This is a genomic window from Candidatus Zixiibacteriota bacterium, assembly GCA_021159005.1.
Lineage (GTDB): Bacteria > Zixibacteria > MSB-5A5 > UBA10806 > 4484-95 > JAGGSN01.
In genome coordinates, this window is record JAGGSN010000231.1 from 1 (window position 1) to 23,960 (window position 23,960).

At 42.1% G+C, this 23,960-nt stretch carries 18 protein-coding genes, 2 tRNA genes and 1 pseudogene; 18 read left to right on the forward strand and 3 right to left on the reverse strand.

Going from position 1 to position 23,960, the window contains the following annotated elements; translation table 11 throughout:
• Window positions 1-681 precede the first annotated feature (681 nt).
• The 5 genes and pseudogenes from sixA to J7K40_15245 all read left to right on the forward strand — a co-directional run bounded on the left by sixA (window position 682) and on the right by J7K40_15245 (window position 4,754).
• Complete coding sequence (sixA, locus tag J7K40_15225; protein MCD6163751.1) at window positions 682-1,176, forward strand: phosphohistidine phosphatase SixA; 495 nt, start codon at window positions 682-684, stop codon at window positions 1,174-1,176.
• Window positions 1,177-1,329: 153 nt separating this feature from the next.
• Window positions 1,330-1,737, forward strand: coding sequence for a hypothetical protein (locus tag J7K40_15230; GenBank protein MCD6163752.1), 408 nt, complete (start codon window positions 1,330-1,332; stop codon window positions 1,735-1,737).
• Window positions 1,730-3,175: a glutamate--tRNA ligase gene (locus tag J7K40_15235; protein MCD6163753.1), complete on the forward strand. Its 1,446-nt coding sequence runs from the start codon at window positions 1,730-1,732 to the stop codon at window positions 3,173-3,175. The genes J7K40_15230 and J7K40_15235 overlap by 8 nt, the downstream gene beginning before the upstream one ends.
• 129 nt (window positions 3,176-3,304) lie before the next feature.
• Window positions 3,305-3,375: transfer RNA gene (locus J7K40_15240), tRNA-Gln, on the forward strand.
• 170 nt (window positions 3,376-3,545) lie between these two features.
• Window positions 3,546-4,754 (forward strand): annotated as a pseudogene (locus tag J7K40_15245) (IS3 family transposase).
• A gap of 155 nt (window positions 4,755-4,909) precedes the next feature.
• On the opposite strand, the gene J7K40_15250 reads toward J7K40_15245, so the two are convergent.
• The 3 genes from J7K40_15250 to J7K40_15260 all read right to left on the reverse strand — a co-directional run bounded on the left by J7K40_15250 (window position 4,910) and on the right by J7K40_15260 (window position 7,994).
• Window positions 4,910-5,182 (reverse strand): hypothetical protein, encoded by a 273-nt coding sequence (locus J7K40_15250; protein ID MCD6163754.1) that lies wholly within the window; start codon window positions 5,180-5,182, stop codon window positions 4,910-4,912.
• A gap of 111 nt (window positions 5,183-5,293) precedes the next feature.
• Window positions 5,294-5,378: transfer RNA gene (locus tag J7K40_15255), tRNA-Ser, on the reverse strand.
• A gap of 471 nt (window positions 5,379-5,849) precedes the next feature.
• Window positions 5,850-7,994, reverse strand: coding sequence for a T9SS type A sorting domain-containing protein (locus tag J7K40_15260; protein MCD6163755.1), 2,145 nt, complete (start codon window positions 7,992-7,994; stop codon window positions 5,850-5,852).
• 1,100 nt (window positions 7,995-9,094) lie between these two features.
• Between J7K40_15260 and J7K40_15265 the strand changes: the two genes are divergently transcribed.
• The 13 genes from J7K40_15265 (at window position 9,095) to J7K40_15325 (ending at window position 23,959) form a co-directional block, all read left to right on the forward strand.
• Window positions 9,095-10,372, forward strand: coding sequence for a CoB--CoM heterodisulfide reductase iron-sulfur subunit A family protein (locus tag J7K40_15265; GenBank protein MCD6163756.1), 1,278 nt, complete (start codon window positions 9,095-9,097; stop codon window positions 10,370-10,372).
• Window positions 10,373-10,376: 4 nt separating this feature from the next.
• Window positions 10,377-12,629 carry a hydrogenase iron-sulfur subunit gene (locus J7K40_15270; GenBank protein MCD6163757.1) on the forward strand — a complete coding sequence of 751 codons (2,253 nt, stop codon included), beginning with the start codon at window positions 10,377-10,379 and terminating at the stop codon, window positions 12,627-12,629.
• A 563-nt stretch (window positions 12,630-13,192) separates the two neighbouring features.
• A complete protein-coding gene (dsrA, locus tag J7K40_15275; GenBank protein ID MCD6163758.1) occupies window positions 13,193-14,401 on the forward strand; it encodes a dissimilatory-type sulfite reductase subunit alpha in 1,209 nt (402 codons plus the stop codon).
• A gap of 48 nt (window positions 14,402-14,449) precedes the next feature.
• On the forward strand, window positions 14,450-15,520 hold the full coding sequence (gene dsrB, locus J7K40_15280; GenBank protein ID MCD6163759.1) for a dissimilatory-type sulfite reductase subunit beta: 1,071 nt from the start codon (window positions 14,450-14,452) through the stop codon (window positions 15,518-15,520).
• 11 nt (window positions 15,521-15,531) lie between these two features.
• Window positions 15,532-15,780, forward strand: a complete 249-nt coding sequence (locus tag J7K40_15285) for a hypothetical protein (GenBank protein MCD6163760.1) — start codon at window positions 15,532-15,534, stop codon at window positions 15,778-15,780.
• A gap of 26 nt (window positions 15,781-15,806) precedes the next feature.
• A complete protein-coding gene (locus J7K40_15290; protein ID MCD6163761.1) occupies window positions 15,807-17,327 on the forward strand; it encodes a cobyrinate a,c-diamide synthase in 1,521 nt (506 codons plus the stop codon).
• A gap of 164 nt (window positions 17,328-17,491) precedes the next feature.
• Entirely contained in the window at window positions 17,492-19,174 is a 1,683-nt protein-coding gene (locus J7K40_15295) for an FAD-dependent oxidoreductase (protein ID MCD6163762.1), read from the forward strand.
• A gap of 54 nt (window positions 19,175-19,228) precedes the next feature.
• Window positions 19,229-19,546, forward strand: a complete 318-nt coding sequence (locus J7K40_15300) for a TusE/DsrC/DsvC family sulfur relay protein (GenBank protein MCD6163763.1) — start codon at window positions 19,229-19,231, stop codon at window positions 19,544-19,546.
• Window positions 19,547-19,636: 90 nt separating this feature from the next.
• A complete protein-coding gene (locus tag J7K40_15305; protein MCD6163764.1) occupies window positions 19,637-20,161 on the forward strand; it encodes an RsbRD N-terminal domain-containing protein in 525 nt (174 codons plus the stop codon).
• Window positions 20,162-20,200: 39 nt separating this feature from the next.
• Window positions 20,201-21,193, forward strand: coding sequence for a sulfate reduction electron transfer complex DsrMKJOP subunit DsrM (gene dsrM / locus J7K40_15310; GenBank protein MCD6163765.1), 993 nt, complete (start codon window positions 20,201-20,203; stop codon window positions 21,191-21,193).
• Between the two features lies 1 nt (window position 21,194).
• On the forward strand, window positions 21,195-22,811 hold the full coding sequence (locus tag J7K40_15315) for a (Fe-S)-binding protein (GenBank protein ID MCD6163766.1): 1,617 nt from the start codon (window positions 21,195-21,197) through the stop codon (window positions 22,809-22,811).
• Window positions 22,804-23,178 (forward strand): sulfate reduction electron transfer complex DsrMKJOP subunit DsrJ, encoded by a 375-nt coding sequence (gene dsrJ, locus J7K40_15320; protein MCD6163767.1) that lies wholly within the window; start codon window positions 22,804-22,806, stop codon window positions 23,176-23,178. The genes J7K40_15315 and dsrJ overlap by 8 nt, the downstream gene beginning before the upstream one ends.
• 4 nt (window positions 23,179-23,182) lie before the next feature.
• Window positions 23,183-23,959 carry a 4Fe-4S dicluster domain-containing protein gene (locus J7K40_15325; protein ID MCD6163768.1) on the forward strand — a complete coding sequence of 259 codons (777 nt, stop codon included), beginning with the start codon at window positions 23,183-23,185 and terminating at the stop codon, window positions 23,957-23,959.
• Window position 23,960 lies beyond the last annotated feature (1 nt).

Consider the following 23,960-nt stretch of genomic DNA (forward strand, 5'->3'; position numbering starts at 1 on the left):
CCTTTGACGGCAACACCAGCGACCGCCAGACGGTTATCGAGGTGGTTGATGATATCAAGAGTCGTTTTAGGGTGAAAGAGGTAACGCTGGCTGCCGACAAGGGGATGACCAGCAAAGCGAACTACGGCTTTTCGGTAACGAAATGAATGTTCATCTGGAGTTTGTTGAAGATATAGCCAGGACCAAAGCTGGCAAATTCAGATGGGTTATATCAAAAGTTCCATTGGAGTTTTAGCAATAGTAATTCTGAGTGATTGTTTAATTATCGTTAATTAAATTACAACTTATTACACTGCTGTCCGGCCTTTTCAATAGAGTATTTTAAATATTATCCAACAAGCTAAACTTGCTTGATTCACAACCCATAGAGCGGCAAGACGGGGAATGACATCAAGTATAGCATATGACAAAAGGCCGGACAGTAGTGGAAGAAAATATTAATAATATTCTCTATGCGAGCAATCTCAAGAACTGAAATAAATTTTCTTTGCTTATCAGTTAGCGGGTCTAATACTTCCTCGAGAAAAGGGAAAAGATTTGCTTGCATTTTTTAACAGATATGCGATAATAAACTCATTGCTGATTTGTTTCTGTTGTTTGATAAAAGTATTTTACTATAGGAATCAGCGATTATAAATTTTTAATTATCAATTATTAATTATTTAAAGTAGGGAGTATCAAGTGAGATTATTTTTAGCTCGGCATGGCCAATCAAGCCCCGGGGATATCGATCCTCAAAAAGGCCTTACTAAAAACGGTGAAAAGGAAATAATAAAATTGGCAGAATCAATAAAACATCTCGATATAAGCGTTGATGAAATCTGGCATAGCGGCAAAACCCGAGCGGCGCAGACTGCCGATATTTTAGCCATGGCAGTAAAACCGAAAAAGGGAGTTAGAATTCAGGAAGGGCTTAAGCCAGACGACTCGGTTGAATCAATCGCCGGTGAAATTACTGCTTATGGGACTGATCTTATGCTGGTTGGTCATCTGCCGTTTATGTTAAAACTGGCATCGCTGTTATTGGCTAATGATTCGAATAGATGTTCGGTTAATTTTTATGCCGGCAGTCTTGCCTGTTTTGAATATGATAAAGGCAATTGGAGTTTAAGCTGGCTTATTAATCCGGGATTGGTTAAAGAGGAAGAATCGAGAACATTTCAATCTTATCATTAAGATGTGTCTGGTTTGAAACAAATGCGGCATTCTCCAGCTATACTATTTGCTGCAATTTGAAAAATCCGATGACGGTCTAAATATGATAATGAGCCGATAAAATTTGACCGGAGAGAGTATAAGTATTATTATAATAGGAAAATTGGAGGAATAATGGTTTTTGAGTTGAAGAAAATCGATGTTTTAAGCGCTATTAAAGTATCGTTTATTATTAATGCCATAATCGGTTTGCTGGTTGGCTTGCTTATTGGTTCAGTCATGGCTTTTATTATGAGCTTAGCCAGTCAGTTTATACCCGCGGGCGATATGGGTTATGGCAACGATTTCCCCGGCACAGTTGGAATATTTGGCGGCATCTTTATGGGTTTAGTGTATGCCATATTTATTGCTGTTGGCAATGGCGTTATTCTTACTGGAATTATAACTCTGCTTTATAATCTTATAGCCGGTTGGGTAGGAGGAATCAAGTTGAATTTTAACGAAACCGACCTTAAGCAAGTCCAACCATCAGCAACAATAGCCCAATCCTCTAACGTCGGAGATAAACCTGCTGATGTCTGATATTCGAGTTCGCATAGCACCGTCGCCATCAGGATTTCTACATATAGGCACAGCCCGAGCGGCGTTATTTAACTGGCTGTTTGCTCGTCATAATAACGGAAAATTCCTGGTCAGGATTGAGGATACCGATAAAGAGAGATCCTCGCCTGAAATGATTCAGGTTATTTTCGATAGCTTGAGATGGCTGGGTTTGGAATCGGATGAAGAACCTGTTTTTCAATCACAAAAGCTGGATACATACAATAAATATATTGAAAAAATTCTGCAAAACGGCAATGCTTACCGCTGCTGGTGCAGTCAGGAGGAATTGAGCCGGAAGCGTGAACAGGCTAAAGCCGAGAAGAAGTCTGCTCATTATGACCGAACATGCCATAATCTTTCCGAGGAACAAAAGAAAAAAAATCTCGAATCGGGCAAGCCGTTTACGGTTAGGCTTTATGTTCCGGAAGGCGAAACCGTATTTGATGACCTGATAGTGGGTGAGGTAAAACGCAGCCATAGCGAGATAGATGATTTCATTATCGCCCGCTCGGATGGCCGAGCTGTTTATAATATGGCAGTAGTAGTGGATGATTATGAAATGGGCATAACCCATGTTATCAGGGGAAATGATCATATAACCAACACTTTTAAGCAGATTTTGCTTTACAAAAGCCTTGGCTTGCCTGTACCGAAGTTTGCTCATTTGCCGTTAATACTTGGCAAAAACAGGTCGAAGATGTCAAAACGGGATGGGGCAATCGGGATTACCGATTATGCAAAAATGGGGTTTCTTAAAGAAACGATATTGAATTTCATCGCGCTTTTGGGATGGTCTCCGGGCGATGATAAGGAGATATTAAATATCGATGAGATGATAGAATTATTCAGCCTCGACAGGATAAATCCAGCCAATGCGATTTTCGATATTGATAAACTCAAGTGGATGAACGGCGATTATATACGCAGGACAGATGACTATGTATTAGTTGATTTATTAAGGCCTTTCTTAGTTGAATCCGGTTTAGTTACACAGCTTTATATTAACACTCGTTGGGATTATATGTTAAGTGTTATCAGATTATTAAAAGAGCGCTGTCGTTTACTAACCGATTTTACCGATATGGGCTTTTATTTTTTTATAGATAATTTTGAATATGAGGAAAAGGGTATTAAAAAGCACTTTTCAAAACCCGAAACCTCAGAAATCCTTAATAAGTGGCTTGAAGTATTAAAAGAAATATTTCCGTTTGATGTTGAGAATACTGAAAATGCTTTAAGAGATTTGGCAGAAAAACTTGAAGTGAAGGTAGCTGTGTTAATCCACCCTACGCGGTTGGCATTAACCGGGTTAACAAAAGGTCCTTCATTATTTGATTTGATGGAGGTTCTGGGTAAGGAAACATGTATAAAGCGTATCGAAAAAGCATTAGATTACATTGAAAATATGGCTAAGTAGAAAATCTTAAATATTTTCTTGACATTATGCCTATTTTATTTATATATGAGATGGGTGTCTTTTGAAGGTCTGATGTAGCATTTATCCCCCCATTGAGTTACATTGCCTATCAGGAGACATTCGTTATTTTGGGGTATCGTCCAATGGCAGGACAACAGACTCTGGATCTGTCGATCGGGGTTCGAATCCCTGTACCCCAGCTTTTTTGTAAGGCTGCATGTATTAACAATTTAGAAAGCCACCCATCAGAGTATTTTTATAATGCCCCTGTACTTTTGACCATAACCTTTGATATTCCTCCGATTTGACGGACACCTGGTTAAGGTGGTATAATACCATTAAGGAGGAGTTCGCATGGGAAAAAGAAAATATGACAAGGAATTTAAACCTGCCCGTCTCAGGCGGGATTGAGGCGGTGCGTTTGGCAACCAAAGGTGATCGCAGTACAGCAGAGATTGCCCGGGATCTGGGGATACAACCCAATCTGATTTATAACTGGAAGGAACGTTTGGCTGAAGATAAAGATCAGGCATTTCCAGGACAAGGATACTTGAAACCCGAAGCTAAGGAGATGCGGCGGCTTAAACGTCAGTTGGCTGATATTCAAGAAGAGCGGGACATCTTAAAAAAAGCCTTGGCCATTTTCTCAAGGATACCCAAATGAAATACCTGTTTATTGAGAAGTATCGCTCCGCATTTCGGGTGGAGAAGATGTGCCATGTTTTAGGGGTATCACGGAGCGGTTACTATGGCTGGCGAAAGCGTGGTTTCAGCAAAAGAGAGCTATCAAATCAAGCACTTCTGGAAAAGATTAAGAAGTTCCATGAAGATAGCCGCCAGACCCGCCTGCGACGGGCAGGCATACGGCAGTCCCCGTATTACGGCTGACCTACATGCTAGCGGCGAGACTTGCGGTCATAACCGTGTAGCCCAGGTAATGAGATTCAATGGGATAGCGGCTAAGACTAAGCGGAAGTTTAAAGTTGCCACCAACTCAAAACATAATCATCTCCGCCTTAGGCGGATTCCTAATCTTGTTAATCAAGAGTTTGTCGCGGCTAAACCTAACCAGCTCTGGACTTCTGATATAACATACCTTCCGACAATTAAAGGTTGGCTTTATCTATCTGTGGTTTTAGATGTTTATAGTCGCCAGATAGTCGGCTGGGCAATGAGAAAACGTTTAACCAAGGAGCTTGTAATCTCTGCTTTTAAACAGGCTTTGAATCATCGAACGCCGGCTCGTGATATGATATTTCATTCTGATCAGGGCAGTCAGTATGCCGGCGGAGACTTTTAAAATCTTCTGGATCAACATAGCATAAGACCAAGCATGAGCGGCAAAGGCAACTGTTATGACAACGCCATAACCGAAACATTTTTTCATACTTTAAAAACTGTCCGCCTAAGGCGGATTAAGAATTATCAAACCAGAGAGGAGGCTAAGTCAAGCGTCTTTGAGTACATTGAGGTTTTTTATAACCGGCAGAGAAGATATTCAGCTTTAGGTTATAAATCGCCGGTTGACTTTGAAAATCAATTAAGTTGCATTAATAATGTGTCCGCTAAAACGGGGTAAGATCAGTCAAGTGGCCGTTTACTGTCTTGGCCATTAACCCTCTGTCAAATAAGCTGTCGAGAAATTTCCTGATATATATCTCTTTAACAAATCTAATATCTGTGATAGAAGCGAAATATTCATTCATAAAGTTCTTAAAATTGTTAAGATAGGCACTATACCTTTTTAAAAGAGCTTTCTCTAATAATGTGTTTCTTTGAGTTAAGAAACAGTCCTATTAACTCCTCTGTTTTTAAAAGTTGGGGGTCGTCAAGAAAATCATATTCTTGCACCTTAAGTTTCCTGAGAGTCTCTGCAGCCACCACTATAACGTCATGTTTTTTTGACGCAACGATATTTCTATATCTTCTGCTATTTACTGAATAAGAGATACCCCAATTTCTGCTTTTCCTATCTTGATATATATTTACTTGCGGTACTCTACCCATGATTTTCCTCCTAATTCACTGCCTTTCCCAATAAAGCGGCAGAAACCTATTAGAATTTGTTGCTGGCGATTGAGTTAATATATTGATTTTAAAGGGGTTGCGAAAAACAACCGGAGAGGCAGGGATTCGAACCCTGGGACCCCGAAGGGTCAACGGTTTTCGAGACCGCCCCATTCGACCGCTCTGGCACCTCTCCGGTTGCGAATATATATAAAATGGATAGTAATGTGAAATAGTTTCAGGAATTTCTTTGATATTTTTTTCACTGGTCTATCGAACTGGAATATATAACCCGAATTATCCATAAAACCTATTTTATTATTAGAAATTAACTTTTACTCCGAATTTAACAGTAGAATTATAAATAAATTGCTTTGATTACCAAACGATGCTTGGCAACCAGAGCCAAATTATGTTGAACATTTAGCGTTAAAAACACACCCCTGACTCCTCTCGAGATGGGAGAAATAAAATGTTGGTGCACGAGGACGCACACTAACCATTTTAAAATATGAACGATAACAACGAAAAACTCGTTACCAAAATCCCATCTCTGTTAATTCGGATGCCCCCTGCTATTCCGCTGCAGCACACAATATTCAGGACAATAAAAAAGGCTGGTCAAAAAACCAGCCTTTTTAAAACTTATATATTAAGTATCAACCCATCACTTCAGCAATGTAACCTTGGCAGTTCTGCTCTGCTGACCGGAAGCCAGCTTGACCATGTAAATTCCGGATGATTGACCATCAGCTTTCCAGGTTAATGAATGTTCACCGGCAATTTGATAACCATCATATAAAGTTGCAACTCTTTGCCCTAATAAGTTAAATATCTCAAGAGTAATATCGCCAGCCTGAGGCAGACAATAGTTTATCTTAGCATCCGCATTGAATGGATTGGGGAAAACCGGATGAAGCGCAAACCTATCCGGCGTCGCTAATTCTTCACCCTCGATATTAGTAAAGCTCGTATTCAAAGTAACCGGAATACTGGCAACCGGATTTTCGATAGAATTAGTCATGATAGTAATCATGCCGTTATACGTACCGGGCGGCAGATTTAAAGCATTGAAATTAAGCTCAATATCCTGCTGGCTAAAGGGCGGGACAGTTCCCTGCTGAGGGTTTGGGGCAACCCATGTAAATGGAGGCACGGCATCTCCAAGCATGAACTCAACCGCTAAATCATTATGAACATAGTCCTCATTGTATGCTACCTGAGTGCCAACTGTGGCGAGACGGTTTTCAATGCCGATGGAACATTCATTGAGTCTGCCGGGTCCCATCGTGTTGTATTGGCAGATTATGGTATTGGGCGCAGCTAATATGACCTGGAACGTAAAGATGCCTTCCTGACGGGAATCCGGAATTTGATCCCAAGTGATAATTGCCGTATCGGTTTCGTTCGTATAATAATATATATTGCCGCCGTATTCCATGTTCAGGTCATCATAAAAAGCTGCCACCATATTGTTCGGCTGCGCATAGCTAGGGATTATCTCATTCTCCCACTGCATAATGTAAGAGCTGTTAAAAGAAATCCAACCATTTACACAGATAGTAAACTTATCATAGGTGTTTTCATAATAATTGAAATCGAAACCGAGATCAAGCTGACCGGAATTGCCGTTATCGTCATAACCGGAAAAATTAACAACATCTCCATCACTGGTAATGTCTATCCAATTATAGTCGGGGCCGTCCGGATTATCGCTATCGCGCCAGTAATAACCAAATGAATCCTGATCGGTAACTGTGTAGCCGTCTATATAGTAGCGAAGAGCACCATCGCCAATATTTGATAGCTCAACCGTTCTTGTGGTTTGCCAGTCGGGACCAAGCTCGACATAGATAGAATCTGGGGTGTACTCTAATTCGGGCAAACCAGATATATTATACAGCGGCATATTAGAATTACTGCCGATAGAGGCAGAGCCGTATTTTATATAAAAATATCCGCCAAGCCGTCCCCAGCCCTCGCCCCAACTATTCTTAACAATCCAGGCGCCATCACCATTACACTCATTATCATCCCAGCCGACAATCACTACGCAATGGTTGGTTGGTTCGGTGCCGACATGTTCATAACAGCCGCTTTGATAAGAATTGAAATCATCATAAACAGTAAATGATGTTGATATCGGAGTTATAACCACAGTATTTTTAATAGCATTAACATTGTTTGCGACATGCATATAGCCATCTTGATATGCAACAACGTCGCAATCATCAATATCACACGGAATAGAGTCATTAGCTTGATAAGGCATGCATGATTCATCGAAAGCACCATAAAGAGAGAAGAAATTATAAGCGCTGCCATCCCAACCACCTTCACAACCATTGCTGTTTTCATCACAGGAGACAAGCACCTGTTCGGCAAAATCAGGCACAACTCCCTCGGCTAACAAATATGCCGATTCAAATGCCCCGGTGGCTCCAAACGCCCAGCATGAACCGCAGCTGCCCTGATTTTGTACCGGCGTTACTCCGCCTAATACCCGCCAATCAAAACAGTCTTCGGTATTGGTCAAAAGCGGCGGCGGCAATTTATTCAGGTCTTTGTAAATACTCTTAACTTCATCAGGCACTCTATAACCGAGAAGCTGATGCCTTTCCTCGAGGGTCATTTCCATAATCTCGTTATAGCCAGCCTCCCAAGTTAATCCTTCCTTTTTAATTTTTTCCTGTATAGCCCTTATTTCTGCCCGCAATTCATCTGAGATATTATCGGGAATATCTCCAGCGCTTGCCGAAAATAAAGGGATAAAAAATAACAATGTCCACACTACAATAACTATTTTCCGCATAAGTCCTCCCGGATATGCTATTATTAAATTATTTTCATCTCATAATAAAGAACAAAAATTAACACCTATTTGTATAAAATACCATATTTTTATATAGTCAAGCAAAAAGTATGCTCAAAAATAGGATTCTAATTATAGCAGACACCCATAGCGTCATCCTTATTTAATGTAAACACTTTAGTCCCTATTAGTTATAGTTTTATTTATTAGTATTGTGCAAATTACCCTTATTTGTATACACAGCCAGGTTATTTGGATAAAAAGTAATATTGAAATTTAATTCAACACTATAGAAAATTTCGGAGTGAACAGGAAAGGCTTGCCTGTTAATATTGGGTTATTTTTTAACTTTTTGTGGAAATTCCTGCAAAGAAGTAGGTAAAATCAACGTGGGACTTGACAACTGAGCTGATATAATATACGCACAAAGATTCCGACAAAGATTACGGGAGTTTCCCCAAAATCCCGTGTAATTTCCCTATAATATAACTTATTTCATAGAGTTAGCATTTACAGAAAGCTGAAATCGTTATCCGCCCAAGGCGGATGGGGAAGCTTTTAATAAATTATTCGCAGGTTGGGTTCCGACCGGAGGAGACTGTGACAAAAAATTGATTGCGCAATCATTGCGGACATTTTGCTAATAAATCAGATGTATTGTTTGTAAATAAGTCGTTGATTTGCAAAGGCATCGCGTAGGGGCATATTGCAATACGCCCCTGCGAGCGCAATGGGATATAGGCTTTTATAACTTTTACACAGCCTCGGAGGGAAAAACTCGACATTTTGATTTTGATAGAAGATTTGCTAAGGGAAAAAGCCTTATGTTGCTGTGAGAGGTGTCGGGCTTTTCCTCGCCTCCGGCGAGTCTGCTATGTTCTGAAAAAAATAGGGAAACTCCAAAATTAAACTTATCCTTGACAAAGTCATAAGCTGAGTAGTATTTTATTGCGCTAATTATAGTAAAAGGTTTAATGTTGTTTAGATATTAGCCTTTTTAACTGGCTCTGTTTGTTAAAGATTTCACAATCTCAACAGGGCATTAAAGTTGAAATGCGTTAGTCCGCAATAACTTGGGCAATGGCCACGAGGAGAAGAATATGGCAGAATTCACATCGGTTGAAAATCAAATCAAAGCTGATACTCTAGTGGTTGGCGGCGGTATTGCAGGTATGACTACCGCTATCGAAACCGCTGAAATTGGCAAAAATGTGATGCTTCTGGAAAAAACGCCAACGCTTGGCGGACGGGTTGCCTCAATGAACTATTATTTCCCAAAATTATGTCCGCCAACCTGCGGCATAGAAATCAATTTGAAAAGAATCAGATCAAATCCGTTTATAAGGGTTCTAACATTAGCCGAGATAGAAAAAGTTGCCGGCAAACCCGGTGATTTCGAAGTTACCATTATGTTAAACCCTCGATATGTCAACGACAAATGCACCGCCTGCGGCGAATGTGAAAAAGTCTGTGAAATTGAGCGGGACAATGATTTTAATTATGGACTAGATAAAACCAAAGCTGTTTACATGCCTCATCTTATGGCATACCCTCCCCGTTATGTGATTGATCCTGAATACGTAAAGGACGAGCGGATGAAAAAATGTGCCGAAGCCTGCAAATATGATGCTATTGAGCTTGATATGCAGCCACAAACAATCACCGCAAAAGTCGGCGCTATCGTTTGGGCTACCGGTTGGAAGCCATATGACGCTACCAAGATAGACAACCTTGGCTTCGGTAAATATGATAATGTAATTACTAATGTAATAATGGAAAGACTTGCCTCTGAAAATGGTCCCACTAAGGGCAAGCTTTTAAGGCCATCCGATAATAAAGAGATTAATAACATCGGGTTTGTCCAGTGTGCCGGTTCTCGTGATGAAAACCATCTTCCATATTGTTCGGCAATCTGCTGCTTAGCCTCAATGAAACAAGCGACCTATATCCGCGAACGCTATCCTGAGGCGGAAATTCATATATTCTATATCGATGTCAGATCGCCTGGCCGCTTGGAAGATTTCTATGTTCAGCGTCAAGAGGACGAGAAAATTCATTTCCATCGCGGTAAAGTTGCCAGTATTACTGAAGTGCCCGGTCAAAAGAATCTCATTTTGGAAGCGGAAGATACCCTTACAGGTAAAATCACTAAAACTGAAGTCGAAATGGCGGTACTGGCAACCGGTATGGTGCCCAATACTGCAGATGAACAGCCGCCATTAGATACACCCCTTGATGAATTTGGGTTTATAGCCCCCGATACGGATAATGGCATCATCGGCACCGGTGTTGCATCAAGACCTGTTGATGTCGCAACAACAGTACAGGAATCCACCGGAGCGGCTTTGAAAGCTATAATTATCGGGAGAAGGAGGTAAGACGATGGAAGCAAAGATTGGCTGTTATATATGCAAGGGTTGTGATATCGGAAAATCTATCGATGTTGACAAATTAGTTGAAGTAGCTAAAGGCGACGGCAAAGCCGCAATATGCAAAACACATGATATCCTCTGTAGTAAGGAAGGTATTGAGTTAATAAAGAATGATATTCAAAATGAAGGCATAAATAAAGTAGTAGCTGCCGCCTGTTCTGTGCGTGTTTTTCCGGAGCTTTTCGATTTTGGCAAAGATATTTTCACCGACAGAACAAATATCCGCGAGCAAGTAGCCTGGTGCCATGAGCCAAATGATGAAGATACTCAGATGCTGGCAGAGGATTGTATACGCATGGGATGCGCCAAGGTGATGAACGGTGAACCGCCAGAGCCATTTATTTCGGAATCGGTAAGTAAGGATATTATGGTTGTTGGCGGCGGCGTTACCGGTATGACTGCCGCTAAATCTGCAGCTGATACAGGCTACAAAGTCATCTTAGTTGAAAAAGAAGATAAGCTTGGCGGCTGGGCAGCAAAGTTCACTAAAGTTTTTCCCAAACATCCTCCATATAAAGAACCAGAAGATTCCAATTGCTCTGATTTGGTTAAGGAAGTTGAAGCTCATGACAATATTACGATTTATAAATCAACGGTAGTCGAAAAAACTTCCGGCCAGCCGGGTGAATTCGCAGTAACTCTTAAAAATGGCAGCTCATCGACCGAACTTATGATTGGCTCGATTGTTCAAGCTACCGGCTGGAGACCATACGAAACTGAGAAGCTGGCCTATCTTGGCTATGGCTCTACACCAGATGTGATTACCAATGTCGAAATGGAAGAGATGCTATCCGGCGGCGAAATAAAACGACCCTCCGATGGCAAACCTATTGATAGTATTACTTTCATCCAATGCGCCGGTTCGCGCGACCAGGAACATCTTCCCTACTGCTCGGCTGTGTGCTGTCGCGTGTCATTAAAACAGGCTTTATATGTCAGAGAACAATATCCGAATGCTAAGATATATATTATCTATAAAGACCTGCGCTCGCCGGCTCAATATGAATTATTCTATGCTCATGTTCAGGAAGATAAAGGAATATTTTTCACCAAGGGAGAAATCCGGAGCGTTGAGAAAGATGGCAGCGGCAAGATTTCGGTTAATGTTGAAGATACCCTTTTAGGCGACAATATTCAGGTGAAATCCGATATGGTCGTTTTAGCCGCCGGAATGGTTCCGACTACCAAAGTAGATGAAGTTCCGAAAGCTGAAGCATCTGAAACGGCTGAAGACGAGGAGAAAAAAGAAGAGGGCAAAACAGAAGACGGCAAAAAAGCGGCTGAAGCGGCTGAAGTCGGCGCTAAGATATTGAATCTTACCTACCGTCAGGGAACCGACCTGCCCACTTTAAAATACGGCTATCCTGATTCTAATTTTATATGCTTCCCTTATGAAACCAGAAGAACGGCTATATATGCCGCGGGAGCTGTCAGGGCGCCAATGGATTTAGCAACCTGTGAGAATGACGCTTATGGCGCAGCATTAAAAGCAATTCAGGCTGTCGAGTCGTTAGATATTGGCGCATCAGTTCATCCCCGCACCGGCGACTTAAGCTATCCCGAGCTATTCATGCAAAGATGCACCCAGTGCAAACGCTGTACTGAGGAATGTCCTTTTGGCGCATACGATGAAGACGATAAAGGCACACCAAAGCCCAATCCAAATCGCTGCCGCCGCTGTGGAATATGTTTAGGCGCTTGTCCGGAAAGAATCATTTCGTTTAAAAACTACAGCGTTAACCAGATATCTCAGATGATTAAAGCCATTGATATTCCGGATGAGTTCGAGGAAAAACCCAGGATTTTGGCTTTTATATGTGAAAACGATGCAATGCCAGCTGTTGATATGGTTGGCCAAATGCGATTGAAATACAATGCTATGCTCAGGATTATCCCGCTTCGCTGTTTGGGTTCGATGAATTCAGTTTGGGTTAGCGATGCCTTAGCCAGCGGTTTTGATGGCGTTATTCTTATTGGCTGTAAGAAAGGCGATGATTATCAGTGCCACTTTATTCAGGGCAGCGAGCTTGCCAACACCAGAATGGAAAATGTTCGCGAGAAACTTAAACAGTTGGTTTTGGAAGAGGAACGGGTTGAGATTCACGAATTATCAATGTCTGATTATCCGAATATTCCGAAGATTTTCGATGATTTTCTCGAAGTGATTGAAAGAGTCGGGCCAAATCCATACAAAGATATGTAGCCGCTAATTCTAAAATAGATACTTAATAATAGACCCCTTGTATTAGTCGAGGGGTCTTTTTTTATAGGCATACAGTAATCGAAACAGCTGGAGAGAGGGTGAACATTGCCAATTACTTGATTCGACTACTTATCCGTTGAAATACAACATATAATATGCCCAACTGTTACCATTATTAATATACCCTAACTCACTATTACTCTAACCGATTGTGATAATTTGATAAAATGATATTAACTCATCTATGTCTTGGCTAACATTTTAAATATGAACAAGTTGCAATAGCTGCTTATTAGACACATCTAACAATATTATTCTTTTCTAACAATGAAAGTTAATGAAAAATTTCACATTTTCCTTGACTCTAAAGGAAAAATTTAGTACCTAATTATCTTAAATATAATTGGTGGATTGTGTGAATTTTTATGGGAATAATTCTTTAAAGAGGAACAAGAAAAACAGGTGATGTCAAACAACATAATTTTATTGACACTAACATCTGATTTTAGAGAAGTTTAAAAAATGAATAAGCGATAAACCCCTATCTAATTTAAGGAGATGCAATGGCAGACAAAATTCCGAAAACCCCATTACTTGATGAGCTTGAAAAGGGCGAATGGCCAAGTTTCGTCAGAGAGATCAAGATGGCCGCTAAGGACAATCCTATGTGTAAAGACCTTCTTGGCCAACTCGAGCAGTCATATGAAGAGAAAATTGGCCATTGGAAGCATGGCGGTATTGTAGGTGTCTTGGGTTATGGCGGTGGTGTTATTGGCCGTTATTCAGATTTGCCGGACAAATACCCCAATATTTCGCATTTTCACACTTTGCGTATTAACCAACCAGCTGGATGGTATTATACAACCGAAGCTCTGCGCAAGATTTGTGATATCTGGGAAAAACGCGGCTCAGGATTAACTAATCTTCATGGTTCAACTGGCGACCTGATTTTACTGGGTACAACAACCGACCAGCTTGAACCGGTTTTTTCAGACCTGCAAAAAATGGATTTCGATATCGGCGGTTCCGGTTCTGACTTAAGAACTCCAAGCTGTTGCTGCGGCATGTCAAGGTGCGAATGGGCTTGCTATGACACAATGGCAGCCTGCCATGATTTCACCATGACTTTTCAGGATGAATTACACCGTCCTGCTTTCCCCTACAAATTCAAATTCAAATTTTCCGGATGTCCCAACGACTGCGTTGCCTCAATAGCCAGGTCGGATATGTCTATTATCGGCAACTGGCGGGATAATATTCAGGTAGACAAAGATGCCGTTTTGGAATATGCCGAAAATGGTATGGATATAAAGTCGGATGTTGTCGATAATTGTCCGGCCAAATGTATGGAATGGGACGGCAAGGAACTGAATATTGAAAACAGTTATTGCCGGCACTGCATGCATTGTATTAATGTTATGCCTAAGGCTTTAAGACCCGGCAAAGACCGCGGCGCAACTATTCTGCTTGGCGCCAAGGCTCCGATTATTGAAGGCGCTTTGCTCTCATCGGTGATGATTCCATTTATTAAAATGGAACCGCCTTACCAGGAAATTAAAGATTTGGTAGAAAGAATATGGGATGTTTGGGGTGATGAAGGCAAGAACCGCGAAAGAGTCGGCGAATTCATCCAACGCGTCGGTATGGGCAACTTCCTGGAAGCTGTTGAACTCGAACCGATAGCAGAAATGGTCGCTCACCCTCGTGAAAACCCGTATATCTTCTTTGAAGAGTATTTCGAGGATGATGATGAAGAGGAAGATAACGAGTAATTTTAAACATGAAATTTTAGAAATTGAGGAATAAATATGGCTGATGTAATGAAAGATAGGCGGACTGACTACGGTCCTCCGCATTACGAACAATTTTTGCCGCCGATTGTTAAAGAAAATTACGGCAAATGGGAATATCACGAAATCATCAAGCCTGGCGTAATGGTTCATGTATCTGAAACAGGCGCTAAGCTTTATACCGTCCGGGCGGCTTCCGGCAGACTTATAAGCGTCCAAAAAATTCGCATGTACTGCGACCTTGCCGACAAATATTGCGGCGGATATGTAAGATTTACCAGCCGTCATAACATTGAGTTTTTATTCGGCGATGAGAAAAATATTGAACCGCTGATTAAAGACCTTGAGGAAATGGGACATCCGGTCGGTGGTATCGGTAATGCTATTACCTCCATCGTTCATACCCAAGGCTGGGTTCATTGTCACTCTGCGGCTACAGATGCTTCCGGTATTGTTAAGGCTGTGATGGATGATCTAATTGAATACTTTAAAGAAAGAAAACTTCCCGGCAAGCTCAGGATTGCTTTGGCTTGTTGTTTGAATATGTGCGGCGCGGTTCATTGCTCCGATATCGCTATTCTTGGCATCCACAGACGTCCGCCGAAAATCGATCATGCCAACCTTAAAAAGGTTTGCGAGATTCCAAACGTATCCGCTTCCTGCCCGACTGCGGCTATCAGGCCAGCAACAGTAGATGGTTATGCATCGGTTGAGGTTGACGAAGACCAATGCATGTTCTGCGCCAACTGCTTTACGGTATGTCCGGCTATGACTCTTAACGACCCGCTTAATGACGGTGTTTCGATTTGGGTTGGCGGCAAGGTATCTAATGCTCGTCATGAGCCAATGTTCTCAAAGCTGGCAATTCCATTTATACCGAATAATCCGCCGCGTTGGCCGGAAGTTACCAGCGCTATCAGGAATCTGGTGGAATTATGGGCTAAGAACGCCAAGAAATACGAGAGAATGGGCGAGTGGATTGAACGTATTGGCTGGCCTAAATTCTTTAGAATGTCTGGCATCAAGTTCCAGAAAGAACATATCGATGATTTCAAACATGCCGGTTTAACATATAAACGGTCAACTCATTTAACTTTTTAGAGGATTCTAATATGGCCAAAACCGCCGAAGAAATAGCAGATGCCATGTATGACATGGTTAAGCAAGCCACTGGTATGAAGAAATTAAAACCAAACGACCTTTCTAAAGCTATGATTCAGCTTTATGAATCCGAAGGGGTCGATAAGAAGCTGTGTAAAGAGGGTATCAAGCAATTGATTAACTCCGGAAGATGTGTTTACACATATTTCGGCGGCAGCTTCATTGAAATACCGCATAAGGAGGGCGCCGCCAACGATTAGAATTTGGCGCTCCAGGTTTTGTTTCTATGGTTGCTAAACTACCGCGGCTTTTAATTGCCGGTCTATCCGGCGATTCGGGAAAAACAATCGTCAGTTTAAGCCTTTTGACTGCCTTAAGTCAAAAGGGGGTGGATATTTCTGTGTTCAAAAAAGGACCTGATTATATCGATTCAGCTTGGCTGTCAATTATTTCAAAAACCCAATGCCGCAATCTGGACACATATCTTGTTGAACCAGACGATGTTTATAATATCTTTACCGGCAATGCCGGCAAAGATATATCTATCATCGAAGGAAACCGCGGTATCTTTGATGGCAAAGACGTTTCCGGCACTCACAGTACTGCGGGGCTCGCAAAACTTCTGCGAGCCCCCATTATTTTGGTAGTTGACGCTACCAAATCTACTCGGACTATTGCCGCCCTTGTGAAAGGGTGCATTGATTTCGACCCAGATATCGTAATTGCCGGCATAGTTTTAAACAGAATTGCCGGCGAAAGACATAAAAAGATAATAACCCAATCAATTGAAAAATACTGCGGCTTGCCGGTTTTGGGTTCTATACCAAAATTGGATAAAAACTCGACAATTATTCCCGGCCGTCATCTTGGGTTGGTTACTCCGCAAGAGTGCGAAAACAATTTAAAGCTAAATAGTATATTGTTAGAAATAGCTGAGAAATATCTTAATATAGGAAAATTAATTGAAATTGCCAATAATGCTGAAATTTTAGATGCAGCAGCCGCGCCCGCTAGCAGGCAGGTTGAATCAAAAACCAATAATAATGAAAAGATTGTAAAAATCGGTTATTTTAAAGATTCTGTATTTACATTTTATTATCCCGAAAATCTTGAAGCCTTAGAGGCAAGCGGTGCAGAACTTACGGCAATATCATCACTAAATGACAAATCGTTGCCTGATATAGACGCTCTCTATATCGGCGGCGGCTTTCCCGAAACACAAGCGCAGTTATTAGCCGGTAACAAGTCGATGATGGAGTCTGTCAGGAAAGCGGCTGTTTCCGGGATGCCGATATATGCCGAATGCGGCGGTTTGATTTATCTGTCGCGGTCGCTTAAATATGATGGCAAATTATTCCTTATGGCAGGGGTTTTCCCTATTGACCTGAAAATAAATCCCAAGCCTGTAGGTCATGGCTACACATCAATTAAAATCGATTATGATAACCCTTATTTTGAAACAGGTTCCACTATTAAAGGGCACGAGTTCCATTATTCCGGTCTGGCTGCAAACCAGTTGGATAATCCTATTGATAGTATCGTCAGCTGCATGGATGTTTTGACCGGATATGGAATAGGCAAACAGCGGGACGGACTTGTATATAACAATACTCTTGCCTGCTATACGCATATTCATGCTGCCGGAAATGAAAAATGGGCTGAGAACTTAATTGAAAATGCTTTGCAGTATAAGGAAAAGCGTTCGAACAGAAGTAATTCGTGGAATAGTAATTATTCAAAGGGAAATAACTGTTCTAATAATTTGAATTCAGCTTGCGCTGTTCAAAATATCAGTTATTGCGGATAAAATATGGAAATAGCTAAGGAGAAATAAATAAAATTGATAAAGTTGGATAGATAAAACCGATTTCAATTACAGATAATATTCAGGCTGATGATTAGGCCGCAATTATCGACTCAATCCGACTAAAGAAATCCGGCTCAGATAAATTTCAACAAGCGAGTAACGACATGGTAAAAAAAGTTAAAAAGAAAAAAAAGGGATTGCGGTCTTTAAGAAGTTCCGGAGGTTCAGCGGTTGAAACATCATCGCTTCGACCAAAATTTGTTCCCAAGAAATCGCCCTGCGGCAGTGTTGGCTGTCCCAATCATAACCATATAAGAAAAGCCCTGATGGCTGTTTCGAGAGCCGAGGAATTCGGTAAAGACGTTGATGAGCAAATTAAAGAAGCTTTTTATACTTTTCTCGAAACGACCCCCTTCCCTTCGGTTTGCGGCAGAGTTTGCCCGCATCCGTGTGAAACCGAATGCAACCGTAATGAGAAAGAAGGCGCTTTAGGCATCAATAGCTTCGAGCGATTCCTTGGCGACTATGGTCTTGAAAACAAACTGGCGCCTATCATGCTGACCGAGAAAAAAAGATCAGAAAAAATTGCTATTATCGGTTCCGGTCCGGGCGGCATGTCATGCGCCTATCAGCTTGCTCGCCGCGGTTATCCGGTTACGGTTTTTGAGGCATTTCCGAAAACAGGCGGCATGCTTCGCTACGGCATACCCGATTACCGTCTTCCTCAAAATATCCTTGATGCCGAAATCAAGCGCATTCAGGATATGGGAGTTGAGATAAAGACCAACACAACGGTTGGCAAAGATATTCCCTATGAAGACCTGCAAAAAGAATACAAGGCTATTTTTGTCGCTCTTGGCGCTCATAAGGGCAAAAACTTGAGAATTGAGGGCGAGGATGCCCCGAACGTATTTACCGGCACCGATTTTCTGCATAGAGTAAATGCCGGCGAAAGCGTTGAGGTTGGCGATAATGTGGTTGTCATCGGCGGCGGCGACACCGCTATTGATGCTGCCAGAATCGCCCGTCGCTTGGGCGCAAATGCTACTATTCTCTATCGCCGCACGAGAAAAGAAATGCCGGCAATCGATGAGGAAATTGACGGCGCCGAAAAAGAAGGCGTTAGAATCGATTTATTAGCCGCACCAATTGAAATCTATACTAAAGATGGTAAGGCTATCGGGATGAAATGTCAGAAGATGGAACTCGGCGAACCGGATGACTCCGGCAGACGCCGCCCCATGCCTATTGAAGGCGATACTTATGACCTCGAGTTTTCCGCTTTAATTGCCGCTATCAGTCAGGAACCTGATTTCAACGGCTTCGGTAGTCTTATCGAGGGAAAAGACTGGATTAAAGTTGACGATAAATTCAAAACGAAAATCGACGCTACCTATTCCGGCGGCGACAATATCAATCTGGGATTGGCAATTGACGCTATTTTTCATGGCCGGATGGCTGCTGGTCGTATCCATGAGATGCTTAGCGGCGAGGCAGTACCGGTAATGCCAAAGATGGATACTATCCGGATGGATAAAATGGCTCATGGCTATTACGAGGAAAAACAGCGTACTCCAATCAAGGAAATAGCGGTTGAGGATGCGCTCAAAAGCCTTACTGCTGAAATTACCAGCACTTGGAGCAAGGATGAGGCTGTTGGAGAATCGATGCGTTGTATGAGCTGCGGTATGTGTTTTGATTGCGGTACTTGCTGGAGCTTCTGCCAGGATAACGCGATAATCAAGCCCCTTATTCGAGGCGAGGAATATAAATTTAAAATGGAATTTTGCAATGGCTGCAAGAAGTGCGCCGAGAACTGTCCTTGCGGCTATATAGAGATGCATTAAGTACCAATAATAAAAAATTGATGTAGGAAATAAATTTAAAACAGAGGAGTCAAAATGGCAATTTTTGAACATGGCGACATTAAAATTGATGTCGATGAAGACGGATTCATGTTGGAACCCGATCAGTGGACTGAGGATGTTGCAATAGCTTTAGCAACTACCGAAGCCGTTGATAATATGACCGAAGAACATTGGAAGTTAGTTAATTACCTTAGAGAGTATTACCTGAAATTCGGGATTGCGCCGATGATTCGTAAGTTATGCAAAGAGACAGGCTTTCCTTTAAAGAAAGTTTACGAACTGTTCCCGTCAGGACCGGCTAAAGGCGCCTGCAAAGTCGCTGGTTTAGCTAAACCGACTGGCTGCGTATAAAAAATGCAATCGATAGGCTCGGGGAAATATTGATTTTTCCGAGCCTTTTATTTTATCTATAAATTATGGACGTTATCGATTTTAATTATTATGCTAAAAAACTTCTTAGAGCAAAATAAATCCGAAATAATAAAAAGATGGTTCGATTCAATTATTGAAACATACCCGGAAAATTCGCATGATTTCTTCAAGCGGGACAAGAATCAGTTCGGGAATCCTGTCGGTTATACGATTTCCAAAGAAACGGAATCGCTGTATGGCGTGCTTCTTGACGGTATAAACAACGATGAAAAGCTTTATTTAGCGCTTGATAATATTATAAAGATACGAACAGTACAAGACTATTCACCTTCGCAGGCTATTAATTTTGTTTACCTGCTCAAAAGAGTTATCCGTGATTTCGCTGCAGAACATATTCATGAAGAAAATATCTATAATGAACTACTTGAATTCGAATCGAGAATAGACAAGCTTGCCCTTTGCTCTTTTGATGTATATATGAGATGTAAAGAAAAAATTTACCAGATTCGATTGAATGAATCGAGAAGGAAAGTAGCCAAGCTTTTAGAGAAAGTAAATTTAAACTCCGGCAATCCGGAACAGTTAGAGGAATAATAATATGTCTTTTTCTGCTTTGTGGGGAGGAACCATAATATGAATGTATTTCTATCGCTTGCCGCTGTAATAATTCTTATTTTGCTGGCAATGGCGGGGGTTGGCGCAATTGGGCTTGATTATCTCTTTGGAGTTGTTATTCCCTATGCTGCGTTTTTAATATTTATTGTCGGCTTTGTTTACCGCATCATCATTTGGTCGAAATCGCCAGTTCCCTTTCGCATACCAACAACATGCGGACAACAAAAGACATTAAGCTGGATTAAATCGAGCAAACTTGAAAGCCCGCATACAACTCTTGGCGTGATTGGCAGAATGGCTCTCGAGATACTCTTTTTCCGTTCGCTTTTCAGAAACACTAAAACCGAAATAAAACCCGGCCCGCAAATAGTATATGGCTCCAACAAATGGCTCTGGTTAGGAGGGCTTGCATTCCACTGGAGCTTTCTGATTATTTTAATCAGACACCTGCGGTTTTTCATTGAGCCTGTCCCCTATTATATAACAATGATTGAGCACCTTGACGGCTTTTTTCAAGTAGGATTACCGGAAATCCTATTAACTGATATTGCAATTCTTTCAGCGTTAACATTTCTCATCTTGCGCCGCTTCGGCCCAAGGCTTCGCTATATCTCACTGCCGGCTGATTATTTTCCGCTTCTGCTGATTATTAGCATCGCAACTACCGGCGTCTTAATGAGATATTTTACTAAAACCGATATCGTGGGCATCAAGGAATTAGCGTTAGGTCTGGCAACATTTAGTCCGGTTGTTCCGGAGGGTATAGGCTTAACATTTTTCGTACACCTGTTTCTTGTCAGCGTACTGCTCATTTATTTCCCGTTCAGCAAACTGATGCATTTAGGCGGAGTTTTCTTAAGTCCTACCAGAAATTTAGCTAACAACAACCGCATGAAAAGACATGTCAACCCTTGGGATTACCCTGTAAATGTGCATACCTACGAGGAATACGAAGACGAATTCAGGGATGTAATGAAAGCCGCTGGCTTACCATTGGAGAAGGAATCATAATATGTCAGAAGACAAAAAAAAGCCTGAAGAGCTGGCGCAAGTTGACTATAAACCGCCCAAGAAAAAATGGTCAGATCCCTCTGTCGAATTCAAGAAAGGCACTTATAATTACTCGGCCTTGCCGGATAATTTAGATTATCTCGGTTTATACAATCCGGGCAAATGGTATGCCCCCGAAAAAGAATGGCCGGTTCCGGAAAATTGGAAAGAGATAATTCTTAAGGGATTAAAAGAGCGTCTCGACAGGTATCGGTCATTAAAGATCTTTATGGATGTTTGTGTAAGATGCGGAGCCTGCGCTGATAAATGTCATTACTACATCGGTTCCGGCGATCCCAAAAATATGCCGGTGCTTCGCGCCGAGCTTCTAAGATCAGTCTATAGGAATAATTTTACGGCCGCTGGAAAAATTATGGGCAAAATAGCCGGCGGCAGAGAACTGACACTTGATGTGCTGAAAGAATGGTTCTACTATTTCTACCAATGCACCGAGTGCCGCCGATGTTCGGTATTTTGCCCTTACGGCATCGATACCGCCGAGATCACTATGATGGTTCGCGAGCTATTGAATCTAATCGGATTGAATATCGACTGGATTATAACTCCGGCGGCTAACTGCCTGCGAACCGGCAACCATCTTGGCATCCAGCCGCATGGATTTGCTGATAGTATTGAGTTCGCCGTTGATGAGTTGGAGGAGCTGACCGGAATTAAGGTTGAGGCTCCCATAAATAAAAAAGGCGCCGAGATATTATTCATAGCTCCTTCCGCCGACTACTTTGCCTCGCCTCATTATTATACATTGCTTGGCTACCTTGCTTTGTTTCACGAAATCGGATTGGATTATACCTGGAGTTCTTATGCCTCCGAGGGCGGCAATTTTGGCCTGTTCCATTCGCAGGAAACGATGAAAAGATTGAATTCAAAAATCTATATGGAAGCTAAAAGGCTTGGCGTAAAGTGGGTTCTCGGCGGCGAGTGCGGCCATATGTGGCGAGTGGTGCATCAATATATGGATTCATTAAACGGGCCAGCCGATTTTCTTGAGGTACCGGTGTCGCCTATAACGAAAACTCGGTTTGAAAATACTAAAGCGACCAAAATGGTTCATATCTGCGAATTCACCGCTGATTTAATCAAGAACGGCAAAATCAAGCTGGATCCCAGCCGCAACGACCAGTGGACGCCGACATATCACGATTCATGCAATCCGGCGCGAGCGATGGGGCTTTTGGAGGAACCGCGATACATCATCAATGCTGTTTCAAATAAATTCCATGAGATGCCGGAAAATACAATTAGAGAGCAAACATTTTGCTGCGGCAGCGGCGCCGGACTTGGCACCGATGAAAACCTTGAAATGAGACTCCGCGGCGGGCTTCCAAGAGCTAATGCTGTTAAGTATGTGAAAGAAAAATACGGCGTCAATATACTGCTCTGCATCTGCGCGATTGACAAAGCCACTCTGCCCACCTTGCTTGATTACTGGGTTCCCGGCACTGAAGTCGGCGGTATTCACGAGTTGGTCGGCAACGCTTTGGTCATGAAAGGAGAAAAAAGAACTACCGACTTAAGAGGCGAACCGTTCGTAGGAAAGGAGAGTAAAAAAGATGTATAATGCTGGTAAAATAATTATCGGATTAATTATCTTTCTCATCCTGATTACCTTTCCTATATGGTATAATGCCGTAAGCGGTAATCCGACCTCTGCGCCCGATTTGAAAATAATTACCGATGCCAAACAATGTGTAGCGCCGACTGATTATATGCGCGCTAACCATATGAACCTGCTTGATGAATGGCGCGATAAAGTCGTTCGCGGGAAGGAAAGATATATAATGCTGGATGGCAAACAATATGAAATGAGTCTTTCGAATACCTGCTTGGATTGTCATTCAAACAAAGCAGAATTTTGCGATCAATGCCATAATTACATGGATGTTGACCCCTATTGCTGGGATTGCCACATCGAGTCAAAGGAGTAAGGATATGGGTATTGGCAGAAGAAAGTTTATAAAATACGCCGGATTGACCACTGTCGCCGGTATTCTTGGCAGAAATCCCATTGATGTTCTTGCCGATGATGAGCTGCCGGTTAGCTCCGAGCCATTAAAGCCGATTGTTGGCAAGAGGTGGGCGATGGTTGTCAATTTGAAAAAATGCCGTCAAAAAGAGGGCTGTCATGACTGCATCGATGCCTGTCATAATGTTCATAATGTGCCTGATTTCGGTAACCCCAAAGATGAAGTCAAGTGGATATGGAAAGACCGTTTCGAACATGCTTTCACCGAACAGGAACATGAGTATATCAGTGAGGAAGTGAAACACAGCGAGACATTGCTTTTTTGCAATCATTGCGATAATGCGCCCTGCGTTAGAGTTTGCCCAACTCAGGCTACCTGGCAAAGAGATGACGGCATTGTTATGATGGACATGCACAGATGCATCGGCTGCCGCTATTGTCTTGTAGCTTGCCCGTACGGTTCGCGAAGCTTCAACTGGAGAGACCCGCGGCCGTTCATTAAGGAAACAGACCCTAATTTTCCAACCAGAATGAGAGGCGTTGTCGAAAAATGCAATTTCTGCGCCGAACGTCTTGCCAAGGGTCAGATGCCTGCCTGTGTTGAGGCTTGCAGCGAGGGATGTCTTGTATTCGGCGACCTTGAAGACCCCGAATCTGAAGTTCGTGAATTGCTCCGGTCAAATTTTACTATTAGACGCAAACCCGGCTTGGGTACTAAACCTGAAGTCTATTACATAGTGTGAG